Origin of the sequence: Hyphomonas pacifica, from assembly GCF_000682675.1 — a bacterium.
In the GTDB taxonomy this organism is placed as follows: domain Bacteria; phylum Pseudomonadota; class Alphaproteobacteria; order Caulobacterales; family Hyphomonadaceae; genus Hyphomonas; species Hyphomonas pacifica.
The window spans coordinates 65,326-78,695 of record NZ_AWFA01000005.1 but is presented as its reverse complement, the minus strand read 5'-3'; the positions used below and the strand labels follow the sequence as shown (position 1 = coordinate 78,695).

Sequence of the window (13,370 nt, the reverse complement as noted above, 5' to 3'; positions counted from 1 at the left end):
TTTGTCGCAGCCTGCCTCAGGCAGCGTCAAGACCGAAGGCCGTATGAAGTGCACGCACTGCCAATTCAGTATAGGGGGCCGCAATCAGAACCGAAATCTTGATCTCTGAAGTTGCGATCACATCAATATTTATGCCCTTCTCGTACAATGCTTTGAACATTGTCTCGGCAACACCCGTATGACTCTTCATACCCACGCCGATAATCGAGATTTTTGACACATCGCGCACAACTTCGAGGCTGTCATAACCAATTTCACCGCTGAGACTTTCAAGCGTTTCCTTGGCAATCGGGCTGTCACGGTCTGTGCAGGTGAACACCATGTTGGCACGGTCGGGGCCGCGGGCCTGTGCCTGCACGATCATGTCCACATTCACACCTGCCCTTGCAAGCGCCGAGAAGATCATCGCTGAGATGCCCGGTTTGTCCGGCACCCCATAGAGCGTGACCTTTGCTTCATCACGGGAATAGGCAACTCCGCTGACAACCTGTTTTTCCACGATTTCTTCCTCTGAACAGACAAGAGTTCCCGGATTGGGCTCGCCAGGCTTCAGAAAGCTCGACAGCACCCGTACGGGAACATTGTGATTCATCGCCATTTCCACAGAGCGGGTCTGCAGAACCTTGGCGCCAAGAGACGCCATTTCCAGCATCTCTTCAAATGAGATCTTTTCGATACGTTGCGCCTTCTGAACGATGCGCGGGTCTGTCGTGTAGACGCCGTCCACATCGGTGTAGATGTCGCAAACCGTCGCTTCGAGGGCTGCCGCCACCGCGACTGCGCTGGTGTCGGACCCGCCCCGGCCAAGTGTGGCAACGCGCTCGTCATCGGTGACGCCCTGAAACCCGGCGATCACGGCGATTTCGCCTGCATCAATCGAATCCGGCAGGCTGGAATCATCAAAGCCCATGATCCGCGCGCGGCCATGGCTCTTGTTCGTCTTCAGCTTCAGCTGCCAGCCAAGCCAGCTGCGCGCCTTCAGGCCGCGCCGACGCAGGGCCAGAGCCAGAAGACCTGCCGTTACCTGCTCACCGGAGGCGACAACAACATCATACTCATCATCAAACTGTTCGCGGGGCAGCTTGTCGCCCGCAGCACCTTCGGCAAAGCCGACCAGCTTGTTGGTCTCTCCTGCCATGGCGGACACTACAACCGCCATATGCTCACCCTGAGCTGCCCGTGCGGCGACAATGTCCGCCACATTGGCAATCCGGTCGAGGTCTGCCACTGATGTGCCACCAAATTTCAGAACCGTGCGCGCCATTTCGCCCCATATCCTGTCGTCTTAAAGGGATATCCTCTTATATGGGCCCTCATAGGGTGTGTTTTCGCCCGGATCAAACAGGATTGTTGATGCATGACAGTTACGATTGAAGGTTCAACTGGAACCCCCTCCACGCCGAGCATCGATCCGGACGAGGTCGCGAAGTTCTCAGCCATGGCGGCAGACTGGTGGGACCCGCGCGGAAAATTCCGCCCGCTCCACAAATTCAATCCTGTCCGCCTACGCTTTATCCGTGAAACGGCAGAGCAGCATTTCGGACTTGCCACCGGCCTTAAGGAACCGCTGAAAGGCCTGCGGCTTCTGGATATTGGCTGCGGCGGCGGCCTGGTCTGCGAGCCGATGACGCGGCTTGGCGCAACTGTCACAGGCGTCGATGCGTCGGAGAAAAACATCAAGACCGCGATGACGCACGCCCTGGAACAAGGCCTCGACATCGACTATCGCGCCGGCACAGCCGAAGGGCTGATCGATGGCGGCGAAGCGTTATTCGACATTGTTCTCAATCTGGAAGTGGTCGAACATGTCGCAGATCCCCACCAGTTCCTGAAGGACACAGCCAGCCTGGTGAAGCCCGGCGGGCTGATGATCGTCGCCACCCTCAACCGCACGGCCAAGGCCCTTGCGACGGCAGTAGTAGGCGCGGAATACGTGCTGGGCTGGCTGCCGCGCGGAACACATGACTGGTCAAAATTTGTAACTCCTGATGAGGCCACTGCCGGCCTGAAGGCCGCAGGCATGGATGTAGAGCCCGCGACAGGTGTGTCCTACAGCCCACTTTCGGATAGCTGGAAGATCTCCAGTGACACGAAAGTCAATTACATGATCGTAGCCCGGAGACCTGTCGAATGACCGATTTGCCCATGCCAAAGGATGTGCTGACCTACTGGATCGGCGAGACCAATGAGTCTGCAGAGGCCATCGAAGAGAAACACAAACTCTGGTTCGGCAAATCCGACGAGACCGACGCAGAGATTCGGACGCGTTTTCTGCCCCTTCTCGAAGAGATGAGCCATTTGCCCTTCGCCGACGACTGGGCCGAACAGGGCGCGCGCCAGCGTCTGGCCACCATCATCGTGCTCGACCAGTTCAGCCGCAATATCTTCCGCGGCGAGGAACGCGCCTTCGATCAGGATTCCCTCGCGCTGCGTTTTTGTCAGGACGGCCTGGCCTTTGGTCAGGATCAGGAGCTGTCGGAAACCGAGCGCGTTTTCTTCTATCTGCCACTTGAGCATTCCGAAACTATGGCAGACCAGGAACGCTCCGTCGCCCTGTTCACCAAACTTGCAGAAGATGCGCGCGAACCGTTCAAGGAATTTGCCAAAAGCACGCTCGACTATGCCGAGGCCCACAAGAAGGTGATTGAGCAATTCGGCCGCTTCCCGCACCGCAATGAAGCCCTTGGCCGGGAGTCCACCAAGGAAGAAAAGGAATGGCTGGCCGAAGGCGGTGGCTTTTAATCCATCAGTTCCGGGCCGCGCGGGTCCATGGAGTTCGCCAGGGACTTCTGAACTTCACGGGTCAGCGTGTAGGACGAAGCCGCAATCGCGGCCAATACGTACAGAATGCCTGGCAAAAGGCAGAAAACCAGCAGGAGGCCGTGAATGGCTTCGGGCGTGTTTTCCTTGCCCGGATGAAACCCGGCCACCTGCCCCAGGATCAAGTATCCTACCCCCATCGCCAGACTGGCGCCGAGCTTGAAAGCGCTTGTCAGCATGGAATAGTAAATGCCAGAGCGGTTCTCCCCTGTACGGGAGGTCTGCTCTTCGACAATATCAGCAATCATGGAACGTGTGAGCACAAGTGGCGCACTGAAAGCCGCCCCATTGAGGATCGCGCCGGGCAGCAACCAGAACATGCCGGTACCGAGCTGAGCCGCGATATAGTAATAGATATAGCTGATAGATGCCGTCAGCGCAGCCGCACAGAATGCGACATGCTTTTCCGTCTTCGCGGCAAGCTTGAGCCAAAATGGCATGGCCATGGCCGCAAACAGAAAGAACAGCATCAGGATCATGCTGGCGCCCGCATCTGTCATCTTGAAGACGTGCTCGGCCACGAACAGGTAATTTGCCGCCGTCACGGCAATGGCCGTACCGGCCAGTATCTCGACCAGTAACACACGACCAAGCAGCTTGTTGCGCAGCGCGGCCAGGACGGATTTCAGGTCAAACCGGTCCGCACCTTCGGCCTCACCTTTCATCGGCGGATCGGGAACAAAAACCGTAGAAAGAATGGCCGATAGCGGCAGGAAAATCAGCAACAGGCATCCCATCATGGCCACTTGCGCAAACCGATCGACGTTCAGCCCCATAGCCGCCTGAATTGCCGGGACAGCCAAAAGACCCAACATTGCCAGCACACTGATAATCTCAGCCCATAGGAACAGACGCGAGCGATCATCATAATCCCGCGCAATGGCTGGCACCCATGCCGAGCGTGATGTCTGCAGCAAGGTGAACCCCACATAGAATAGCAGCATCCAGACGATGAAGTATCCGGGCGTTACCCCTTCCCTCGGCGGCAAATAGATAAAGAAGGTCGCAACGCCCAGAATGGGCACGCTTATCAGGATCCAGTGCCGCACACGCCCCAGAGGGCTGCGATACCGGTCCACCAGTATGCCCATGACGGGATCTGTAACCAGATCCCACAATCGTAGCACCATGAACAAGAGGCCGGTCAGTTCCAGCCCGAGCCCAACCTCATTGGCATAGAGGGGCGCCAGATACACGCTCACGGGAAGCCCCACGCCGGCAAGCGGGATGCTGAGTGTGCTGAACGCGAGCACACGAGGAAGAGACAGGCGCCGGCCACTTGCGTCAGTCATTCTGGCATCGTGCATGCTAAAAACGTGACGGCCAAGTCATTTTTTAACGTCAGAATGGTTGACGTCGGGACGGCAGCGTTTGACACAGGTTAAATAAATCCGGGAGGGCGGAGAAATATGCTGAAGAAAATCCTGTTGGGCATGATGGCCCTGATCGTCGTGCTTGTGGCCGTGCTTCTGGTACGCACATTCTCTTATGGTAGCGGCAGCGTAGGTGATCGCATTGAACTCGCGGATGTACCTGCTGTCTCCGCGGAAGAGGCCGCCGCGCATCTTAGCGAGGCTATTCAGTTCCGCACGATTACCGTTGCCCCCGGAGACCCGCGCCCAGGTCAGGAAGGCCCCTGGCTGGAGTTTCAGGACTGGCTGCAAGCGACCTATCCTGCCGCCCATGCGGCCATGAAACGCGAACTGGTTCCCGGCACGCTGACCCTGCTTTATACATGGGAAGGCTCTGACCCCTCTCTCAATCCACTGCTGCTGATGGCCCACCAGGATGTTGTACCGGTCAATATCGGCACTGAGGGCGACTGGACCGGCGCGCCCTTCGCCGGAGAGATCATTGACGGCTATGTCTATGGACGCGGCGCCCTGGACGACAAAGGCAATCTCATTGCCTTGATGGAAGCGGCAGAGGCTCTGGCCAAGGCCGGTTTTCAGCCTGAGCGAACAGTCCACTTCATGTTCGGCCATGATGAGGAAGTCTCAGGCTCCGGCGCGCAGGCGGGGATCGCCCTGTTGAAATCGCGCGGTATTAGTCCGGAAATGGTGCTCGATGAGGGCTTCATGGTGCTGGACCCCTCCCCGCTCACCGGCAAACGCATGGGCTTTATCGGCGTCTCGGAAAAGGGCTACACCACGCTTGTTATCACAGCACATGCGACGGGCGGCCACTCCTCCATGCCCCCGCGCAATTCAGCCGCCGTTAACCTTTCACGCGCCATCATTTCGCTGGATGAAAACCAGATGCCTGCGGACTTTTCCAAGCCGCCTATCTCAGACCTTCTGGAAGCCTCCTCGCGTGACATGCCCTTCATGAACCGCATGGCCTTTGCCAATCTCTGGCTGTTCAAAGGCATGGTGGATTCCTCATTCTCGAAGATACCGGCCGGGAATGCCATGATCCGCACGACCACAGCGCCAACCATGCTGGCGGGCTCCGCAAAGGAGAACGTCCTGCCACAGCGCGCCATGGCGACTGTAAACTTCCGTATCCATCCGAATGACACACCAGAAAGCGTGATGCAGCATGTCAAAGACCTGACATCTGACATCGAAGGCATCGAAGTCAGCCTTGGCGAGGGCGGCATCAGTAGCCCGGCTTCGCCTGTGTCGCCTACGGACAATCGTGCTTATGCTGTTCTGGCCAGCGTGGCCGAAAAAGTTGGTGATGGCGCGCCTGCCGCGCCGAGCCTCGTGCTGGGCGCGACGGATGCCCGTTATGCGTCAGCGATCAGCAAGAATGTCTACCGCTTCGCCCCCGCCCTGGTGAAGGAAGAAGACACGCATGGCTTTCATGGCACAAATGAGCGGCTGGAAGTCGCCAATATGAAGCGCCTGTCAGAGGGCTATGCCCAGATCATCCTTGGTATGGACGGCCCTAACGAATAAGGCGCTGCGCCCCGTCAGGATACGGTAACAGTCTGGCGCCCTTCGCCTGCCCCCGCAGGCATGAAGGGCACCAGACAGCCCCCACTTACCGCCCCCTACGCGGCCGCTTTCACGGCCGGACGATATGCCTCTGCATCCGATGTAAATTCGGCATGGCCATAGCGTTTCAGCAAACGGTGTATCTTGGCCGTCAGATGACGCTCCATCAGACTTCTGACGCCAGGGATCGAACGGGCCGTTTTATAGGCCGCCATCTTCATCGTGATGTATGGGAACAATACTGCGGCAATAACATAATCCAACGGCTGGACCGGGACACCAATATCCCGCGCCATTTTGCTATCCCCTCCGAGAAACTGTTTCACCAGAACGAGCCGCGCCAGGCGACGCTCCAGTGCATTGCGAATCTGGTTCCCGACGGAGCGATTTGGCGGCAAATAGGTCGCCAGAGTTGCACGCACCAGAGACCCGCAGGTCTCGTCATCAAAGCCAGACCGGATAGAGGCGGAGCGGGCATTCATGATGTCGACAATGCCTTGCGGCGTATCCATCAACAAATCTTCCGGCAGGCCCAACAGGTAACAGCGATAACGGCTGAACTCCAGCTGCGCGCGTTCATCCGGGGTGAACTCTGTCCGTCCCTCTTCCAGCATCTGGTAAGACAGCAGGAACACATCAATCAGGCCGGCGGGCATCTGGTCCACCTGCGGCACAGGAATACCGTAGACGGAAATATCCCAGACATTGCGCATCCGGCGCATCACATTGAAGCGGACCATGGAGTGCATCAGGCGAACCATTGCCGCCGCCTTGAAACCTTCCCCGCGCGGCTCCAGCGCGCCAGGAAGCGTCGTCACGGTAAAGAAGGTCGCCGTCTCATTCACGCGGCGCGACGCCGACGCATGGCTCAGCGTGCCGGTCAGCGCCATGGGCAGTGCCGTATACTTGTTCAGAAAGGTCGCAAGAAACGCGCCGCGGATCATCCAGGGCGCCGTGACCGCCATGGGCAAACGGTTCAGCCGGGCCCCTTCGCGTACCAGATCCATATCCAGCCAGTCAGGTTTGGTTTCCATTTCCTCGATCAGGGCAACCAGTTGAGGCGGTGCGTCGGGCACAGCCTCCAATCCCTTGTCACAGGCCGTGGTCAGCATCTCGACAAGACGCTTGAAGCCATAAGTGGCCATCAGCGACGCATAGGCGTCTGCCGTGACATCTCCCAGCATCGTATAGGCCTTGACCCGTTCGCGCATCTCGGCAGGCGGCGCAGGGAATTTATCCGCATAGCTCGCCATGGAGCTTTCAGCGATATTTTCAGTATAGCGTTCAGGTGCCTGCGAGAAATCGACATCCCCATACATCATCGGAAGGGCCATCTTCTGCCGTTCGATACGCTCATGAACATCTTCGAGCGAAGTCTGCATATACCTTCTCCTGACTGCATCTTTTCACAGTCCTCAGTATAATCTAAGCATTGCTCACATTTTTACTCGCATCCTCATTATGGGCAGACTCTTTGCCGAAAGGCCTTACAAGTGACTGAAAAGAAAAGAAGAAAACCCACGCAAAAGCGGGCGCAAGCCACGGTTGAGGCTATTCTGGAGGCTGCCTTTCAGATTCTGGAGGCCGAAGGGCTCAGCAATCTTACCACCAATCACATCGCCGAGCGGGCCGGTGTCAGCATCGGGACGCTGTACCAGTATTTTGAGGATCGCGATGCCATCCTTCTGGCCATTGCCCAGAAAGAGAGTGATGAAATCCGGCAATTGGTCACCGAGATCATTCTGGAAACCCCGGAAATTTCCAGTATCCGCGCAATTGTCCGCGCCCTGATCCATGGCCCACAAGGCTCACCCGAAACGCGCATCGCGCTATCAGACGTCCTCTTCCGAAATGGAGGCGCCACAGAGATGAGTCGTCAGCATCTTGCGCTCCTCGCATCGCTTCAGGAAAGTGCCGACGTGCAGCTCAATCTGGGCCGTGAAGCCACCTTCATCCTCACACACGCCGCCATCTATCTGTTGCGCGCGGCGGCGGCCGAGCCTGAACTGGAACTTGATACGAACATACTGGAAGATGAGATTGTGTACTTGATGGAAAGTTACATCAACAATCTTGCCATGCGCAGCACACGGATAGATTAGCCGCTGTTGAAATGGCCCCAGATGCGTTCCGCAAGAGCCTCACTCACGCCTTCAACTTCCATCAGGTCTGCGACCTTGGCGCGTGAAACGCCTTTGGCAGAGCCGAAATGGTGCAACAACGCCTTTTTGCGGGCCGGGCCAACACCTTCGATTTCGTCCAGCGGCGAGGTCTTGATCGCGGCAGAGCGCTTTGCCCGGTGCGCGCCAATCGCCCAGCGGTGGGCCTCATCGCGCAGGCGCTGAAGATAGTACAGCACAGGCGCCGTTTCCGGCAGTTTGAAGGGCGGCCTGCCCGGCCGGAAGAATTGCTCCCGCCCGGCATTTCTGTCCACCCCCTTGGCGATGGACACAAGGTTCACATCATCCGGGGTCACACCAATATCGGCCAGCGCCTCAATCACGGCATTCATCTGTCCCAGGCCGCCATCAATCAGCACCAGGTCCGGCCAGTTGGCTCCGTTGCCCTCATCCCGTTCTTTCAGGGCACGCGAAAAACGCCGACGCATGACTTCGCGCATCATGCCATAATCATCACCGGGTTCGATCGTCTCGTCTTTTATATTGAACTTGCGATAGGCATTCTTCATGAAGCCTTCTGGACCCGCGACAACCATTCCGCCTACGGCATTTGTACCCTGAATGTGGGAGTTGTCGTAGATCTCAATCCGTTCCGGCGGGGCCTCAAGCTCGAATACCTTCGCGACTTCCGCCAGGAGGCGCGCCTGGCTGGCGGTCTCTGCCAGCTTGCGGGAGAGCGCCTCGCTGGCATTGCGCGCGGCCTGGGCTACAAGGTCCTTCTTGCTGCCACGCTCGGGCTTTCGCACTTCCACCTTGCGGCCAGCTTTCAGTTCGAGTGCCTCTGAAATCAGCTCTGCCTGATCCGGCATCTGATTGACCAGGATAAGCCTTGGCGGCGGGCGCTTGTCATAGAATTGCACAAGGAAGGCGGACAGAACTTCCTCGGGCGTCTGTTCGCGTTCATGGCGTGGATAATGCGCCGTCGCGCCCCAGTTCTGCCCGGCCCGAATGAAGAAGACCTGCACACAGGAAACGCCGCCATCCATCTCGATGGCAAACACGTCGGCCTCTTCAATATCTTCCGGGTTCACATCCTGAGTAGAGCGAACATGGGCCAGCGCGCGAATCCGGTCACGCAAGCGCGCCGCGCGTTCAAACTCCATCTCCTCGGCGGCTTGTTCCATATCGGCTGCCAGACGCTTTTGCAGGTCCGCCCCCTTCCCGCGCAGAAAGTCTGCCGCCTGATCTGCCAGGGCCTGATAATCTTCTGTCGAAATGAGGCCCACACAGGGCGCCGCACAGCGCTTGATCTGGTGCAACATGCACGGGCGTGTACGGACTGAGTATACACTGTCTTCACAGGTGCGCAGCAGGAATGCCTTCTGCAACGTGTCCAGCGTCCGCATAACGGCGCCAGCACTGGCAAAAGGGCCGAAATAGTCCCCCTGATCCATCTTGCTGCCACGATATTTCTTGATCTGTGGCGCCTCGTGGTCCCGGCGTATCAGAATGTAAGGAAAGGATTTGTCGTCGCGTAGCAAAACATTGAAACGCGGCTTCAGACTCTTGATCAGGCTGGCTTCCAGCAGCAGCGCCTCGGTCTCGGTCTCCGTTACGACGAATTCCATCCGGCGTGTCATGGAGATCATCCGCGCGATGCGCTGCGTGTGCCCCCCGAGCCGTGCATAATTCGACACGCGCGCCTTCAGGTCCCGCGCCTTGCCGACATACAGAACCTCATCATGTTCACCGAACATGCGATAAACACCTGGCCGGGCTGGCAGGCGTTTCAGATTGTCCTTGATGACATCAATGCCCCGAAGAGGCGATGCGCTGGAATCGGTCGGGCTCATGGCCCTACAGATAGCTTGCCAAAGGTCAGTATGCGAGACCCTAGAGGTAGTGTGACAGGTCCAATCGGGAATCGAGGATCCAGCCAGCCCCGAAGGCAAACACCATCACCAGCACCAGAGACGTGAAAAATGAACGTCCCTTGCCAGGATTGTGCGGTCGCTTGGCTGCCTTCACGATAATCAGCATGAACAGGATCAGGATGAAGCCACTCAGCAGGAATACTTTTTCCATGTCATCCAGACGCGCCAGCCAGAGACTGGTCTCCCGATAGGCGACATTAAGTGTATGGGCCACTTCATCCAGGAAGCGGTTCAAGACAGAATTGCTACTTGCTTCATACATGGCGAAAAATTTCACCTCTCCAGAGGGACTCTCGGATACTCCCGCCCCTGGATCATAGCAAAACAGGGCTAATATCTTGTTGTAATTGCTCATTTAAGTTTGCGCGAGACGCTTAACCCCTGCGCAAGGTTTCCTGCACAGATGCGGCACAATTACTCTGGCCACCCCCTTGCAGCCTCGGCGCGGCGGGATTACTCCGGGGCCCGCGATACCGCATGCCTAGTCACCGGAACCCTATCATGTCAGCCGAAATCCGCCTGTCCGACGCGCTCGACCGCGTAAAGCCCTCCGCCACCATCGCCGTTACAACGAAAGCCAATGAGCTGAAACGTGAAGGCCATGACGTGATTGGCCTGGGCGCAGGCGAGCCCGACTTCGACACACCTGACAATATCAAGGAAGCCGCCATCAAGGCGATCCGCGACGGTAAGACGAAATACACGCCTGCCGATGGCATGCCGGAACTGAAGGAAGCCATCTGCGCGAAATTCTCGCGCGAGAATGGTCTCACCTACAAGCCAGGCCAGATCCACATTGCACCCGGCGGCAAGCCGGTCATCTACAATGCCTTCCTCGCGACGCTGAATCCGGGCGATGAAGTCATCATCCCGGCCCCTTATTGGGTGTCCTATCCGGACATGGTGCTGCTGGCGAGCGGTGAGCCGGTCGCTGTCCAGTGCGGCCCGGACGTGAATTACAAGCTGACGCCCGAAGCATTGGAAGCAGCCATTACGCCGAAAACCAAATGGCTGCTGCTGAACTCCCCCTCCAACCCGACCGGGGCGGCCTATACCAAGGCAGAGCTGCGCGCTTTGGCAGACGTACTTCTGCGCCATCCACATGTCTGGATCCTGACAGACGACATGTATGAGCACCTCGTCTATGACGGCTTTGAATACTGGACCATCGCCCAGGTCGAGCCTGGTCTCTACGACCGCACGCTTACCGTGAATGGCGTCTCCAAGGCGTATGCGATGACGGGCTGGCGCATCGGCTATGCTGGCGGCCCTGAAAAGCTGATCGGTGCCATGCGAAAGGTGATCAGCCAGACAACTTCCAACCCCTGCTCCATCAGCCAGTGGGCAAGCGTCGAGGCCCTGAATGGCCCGCAGGACTTCCTGCCCGAACGCCGTGCCGTGTATCAGCAGCGCCGCGACATGGTGGTCGAAGGCCTCAACGACACGCCGGGCCTGACCTGCCCGACACCGGAAGGCGCCTTCTATGTCTATCCGTCGTGTGCAGGGGTAATAGGTAAGACAAGCCCGTCCGGCAAAGTGATCGAGAATGATGAGGTCTTCGCCGCCGAGCTGCTTGAGCAGGAAAAAGTGGCTGTCGTGTTCGGCGCCGCCTTCGGCCTGGCGCCGGCCTTCCGGGTGTCCTATGCGACATCTACAGAAGCTCTGCAGGAAGCCCTGAAACGCATCCACCGCTTCTGCTCCAACCTCTCATAGCCACCTATAGGATAATCCTATAGCGGCATCTCGGCCTATTAATTGGCGTATGAGACCAGCACTCCCTATCTTTTGTCTGTAAGGACAAAAGGAGTTTTCCCATGCCTGTAGATATTGGTCTGAATGATAACGCCCGTAGTACATCAGCAGATGCCCTGCGCGTCCTGCTGGCTGAGACCTATGCGCTTTATTCCAAGACGCATGGCTATCACTGGAACGTAACAGGCCCACGCTTCAATTCCCTGCACACTATGTTCGAGACGCAGTATAATGAATTGTGGACAGCCTTGGACGAGATTGCAGAACGTATTCGCGCCCTTGGCCATTTTGCCCCGGCCTCTGCCGCTGAAATGGTTGAACCGGCTACGATCAAGCCGGACAACGGCATTCCGGATGCGGATACGATGGTGGAGAATTTGGTGAAAGGCCACGAAGCGATCAGTCGCGCCGCCAAGACGGGTCTCAAGATTGCCGAGGACAATGGCGACATGGTTACCGCCGACCTGATGACCCAGCGCGCCACGATTGCCGAGAAAACCGCCTGGATGCTTCGCGCAAGCCTTTAGGCGAAAAGCCCCCTGCCCTTGTTTCATCTGCCGCCTCTCCTTGCCGGAGGGGCGGCAGTTTTGTTTTGGAATGCTGCGGCGCAACACGTCAGGAAATTGCGTAAAAAAAAGCCCGGCTGCGGAGAACGCGCCGGGCTGAAGTATCGGGTCCCGTTGGGGGGAGGAAACGCCCAATCGGAGGAAAGATTGGGTACATGCCCGGGACCCTTGGCATAACGGCTAAATAACCCTTGTTACGGTGATTACAAGATGCGTCTCAGCAGGGCTTTCATGCATTTATGCATGAAGTATTGGAATTTGACTTAATTGTGACGCATAGCAGGCCGCCGGAGGATTTCCGTCTCAGCGGTAATGAAATCTCTGAAAGCTGCTACCCGTTTGGAGCGCCGAAGATCGCTTGGGTAGATAAAATAGAGATCGAAAATTGGCCCCACGGTTTCCGGCAACACCTTAACAAGGCGCGGCATGGTGGAGGCCATGTAGTCCGGCACGTCCGCAATGCCGAGCCCCGCATCGACAGCCCGCAACATGGCAAACACATTGTTCACTTTCAGGGCTGCCTGACGCGGTGGACTGTCATCCCGTCCCACCCGGCAGGCAAAGCTCATGACATCCAGCAGCGAGCTTTCATCGCCATAGGCAATGATGCGGTGATTATCGAGGTCCTGAGGCGTGCGCGGCATGCCATAAGCCTTCAGATATTCTGGCGCGGCATACAAATTCGTCGCCACAGTGCCCAGCTTGCGCTGGATCAGGTCTGCCTTGTCAGCGGCCCACAGGCGGATGGCGCATTCCGCCTCTAACTTCAGCAGGTCATATTCCCGGCTGTCATCAAGGCGCAGGTCCAGATTGAGATCCGGATGCTTGCGGGCAAATGTACCCAGGCGCGGAACCAGCCAGGTAGAGCCAAAAGCCATCGGCGCGGATACGATAAGTTCGCCCTGCGGGGTTTCTTGCTGGTCTTTCAGCAGCGTATTCGCTGATTGCGCCGCGCTGGCCATCTCCATGGTGGAGCGAAAAAGCGTATGGCCGCTATCTGTCAGGACAAGCCCGCGTGCATGGCGCTGGAACAGAGATACGCCAAGCGCCTCTTCCAGAGCTGCAATTTGACGAGAAACAGCCGATTGCGAAATGCCCAGACGCTCCCCTGCGGAGGTCAGGCTTCCGGCTTCGGCGGCCGCGTGAAAAGACTTCAATTTGCCCCAATCCATAAGGTCAGTTTGTGACGTCTATTTGACGTTCCGGCAAGAGGGAGAATGCTTGTGGCCTGGGTCC

At 57.6% G+C, this 13,370-nt stretch carries 12 protein-coding genes; 6 read left to right on the top strand and 6 right to left on the bottom strand.

The window, feature by feature from the left end; genetic code table 11:
* Positions 1-16: 16 nt before the first annotated feature.
* Positions 17-1,264, bottom strand: coding sequence for an aspartate kinase (locus HY2_RS02765; protein WP_034824500.1), 1,248 nt, complete (start codon positions 1,262-1,264; stop codon positions 17-19).
* Positions 1,265-1,357: 93 nt separating this feature from the next.
* Between HY2_RS02765 and ubiG the strand changes: the two genes are divergently transcribed.
* On the top strand, positions 1,358-2,134 hold the full coding sequence (gene ubiG / locus HY2_RS02760; protein ID WP_034824497.1) for a bifunctional 2-polyprenyl-6-hydroxyphenol methylase/3-demethylubiquinol 3-O-methyltransferase UbiG: 777 nt from the start codon (positions 1,358-1,360) through the stop codon (positions 2,132-2,134).
* The gene (locus tag HY2_RS02755; protein ID WP_034824494.1) at positions 2,131-2,742 is read left to right on the top strand and encodes a DUF924 family protein; all 612 of its coding nucleotides are present in this window, start codon (positions 2,131-2,133) and stop codon (positions 2,740-2,742) included. Before ubiG ends, HY2_RS02755 begins: the two co-directional genes overlap by 4 nt.
* On the opposite strand, the gene HY2_RS02750 is transcribed toward HY2_RS02755, so the two are convergent.
* Complete coding sequence (locus HY2_RS02750) at positions 2,739-4,112, bottom strand: MFS transporter (protein WP_158533982.1); 1,374 nt, start codon at positions 4,110-4,112, stop codon at positions 2,739-2,741. The genes HY2_RS02755 and HY2_RS02750 overlap by 4 nt on opposite strands.
* A 117-nt stretch (positions 4,113-4,229) precedes the next feature.
* Between HY2_RS02750 and HY2_RS02745 the strand changes: the two genes are divergently transcribed.
* Positions 4,230-5,723 carry a M20 family peptidase gene (locus HY2_RS02745; protein ID WP_034824490.1) on the top strand — a complete coding sequence of 498 codons (1,494 nt, stop codon included), beginning with the start codon at positions 4,230-4,232 and terminating at the stop codon, positions 5,721-5,723.
* A 95-nt stretch (positions 5,724-5,818) separates the two neighbouring features.
* On the opposite strand, the gene HY2_RS02740 is transcribed toward HY2_RS02745, so the two are convergent.
* Positions 5,819-7,144 carry an oxygenase MpaB family protein gene (locus HY2_RS02740; RefSeq protein WP_034824488.1) on the bottom strand — a complete coding sequence of 442 codons (1,326 nt, stop codon included), beginning with the start codon at positions 7,142-7,144 and terminating at the stop codon, positions 5,819-5,821.
* 111 nt (positions 7,145-7,255) lie between these two features.
* Here HY2_RS02740 and HY2_RS02735 point away from each other — a divergent pair, with 111 nt between their 5' ends.
* Positions 7,256-7,864, top strand: coding sequence for a TetR/AcrR family transcriptional regulator (locus HY2_RS02735; protein ID WP_034824486.1), 609 nt, complete (start codon positions 7,256-7,258; stop codon positions 7,862-7,864).
* Here the strand turns inward: HY2_RS02735 and uvrC are convergent.
* Positions 7,861-9,735, bottom strand: coding sequence for an excinuclease ABC subunit UvrC (gene uvrC, locus HY2_RS02730; protein ID WP_034824484.1), 1,875 nt, complete (start codon positions 9,733-9,735; stop codon positions 7,861-7,863). The two genes, HY2_RS02735 and uvrC, sit on opposite strands and share 4 nt — an antisense overlap.
* Before the next feature lie 40 nt (positions 9,736-9,775).
* On the bottom strand, positions 9,776-10,078 hold the full coding sequence (locus HY2_RS02725; protein ID WP_034824482.1) for a hypothetical protein: 303 nt from the start codon (positions 10,076-10,078) through the stop codon (positions 9,776-9,778).
* A 239-nt stretch (positions 10,079-10,317) separates the two neighbouring features.
* On the opposite strand from HY2_RS02725, the gene HY2_RS02720 reads away from it, so the two are divergent.
* Together HY2_RS02720 and HY2_RS02715 are read left to right on the top strand one after the other, a co-directional pair.
* On the top strand, positions 10,318-11,529 hold the full coding sequence (locus tag HY2_RS02720; protein ID WP_034824479.1) for a pyridoxal phosphate-dependent aminotransferase: 1,212 nt from the start codon (positions 10,318-10,320) through the stop codon (positions 11,527-11,529).
* A gap of 101 nt (positions 11,530-11,630) precedes the next feature.
* Positions 11,631-12,095, top strand: a complete 465-nt coding sequence (locus tag HY2_RS02715; protein ID WP_034824476.1) for a Dps family protein — start codon at positions 11,631-11,633, stop codon at positions 12,093-12,095.
* A 302-nt stretch (positions 12,096-12,397) separates the two neighbouring features.
* Here the strand turns inward: HY2_RS02715 and HY2_RS02710 are convergent, their stop codons facing one another.
* A complete protein-coding gene (locus HY2_RS02710; protein ID WP_034795377.1) occupies positions 12,398-13,306 on the bottom strand; it encodes a LysR family transcriptional regulator in 909 nt (302 codons plus the stop codon).
* Positions 13,307-13,370 lie beyond the last annotated feature (64 nt).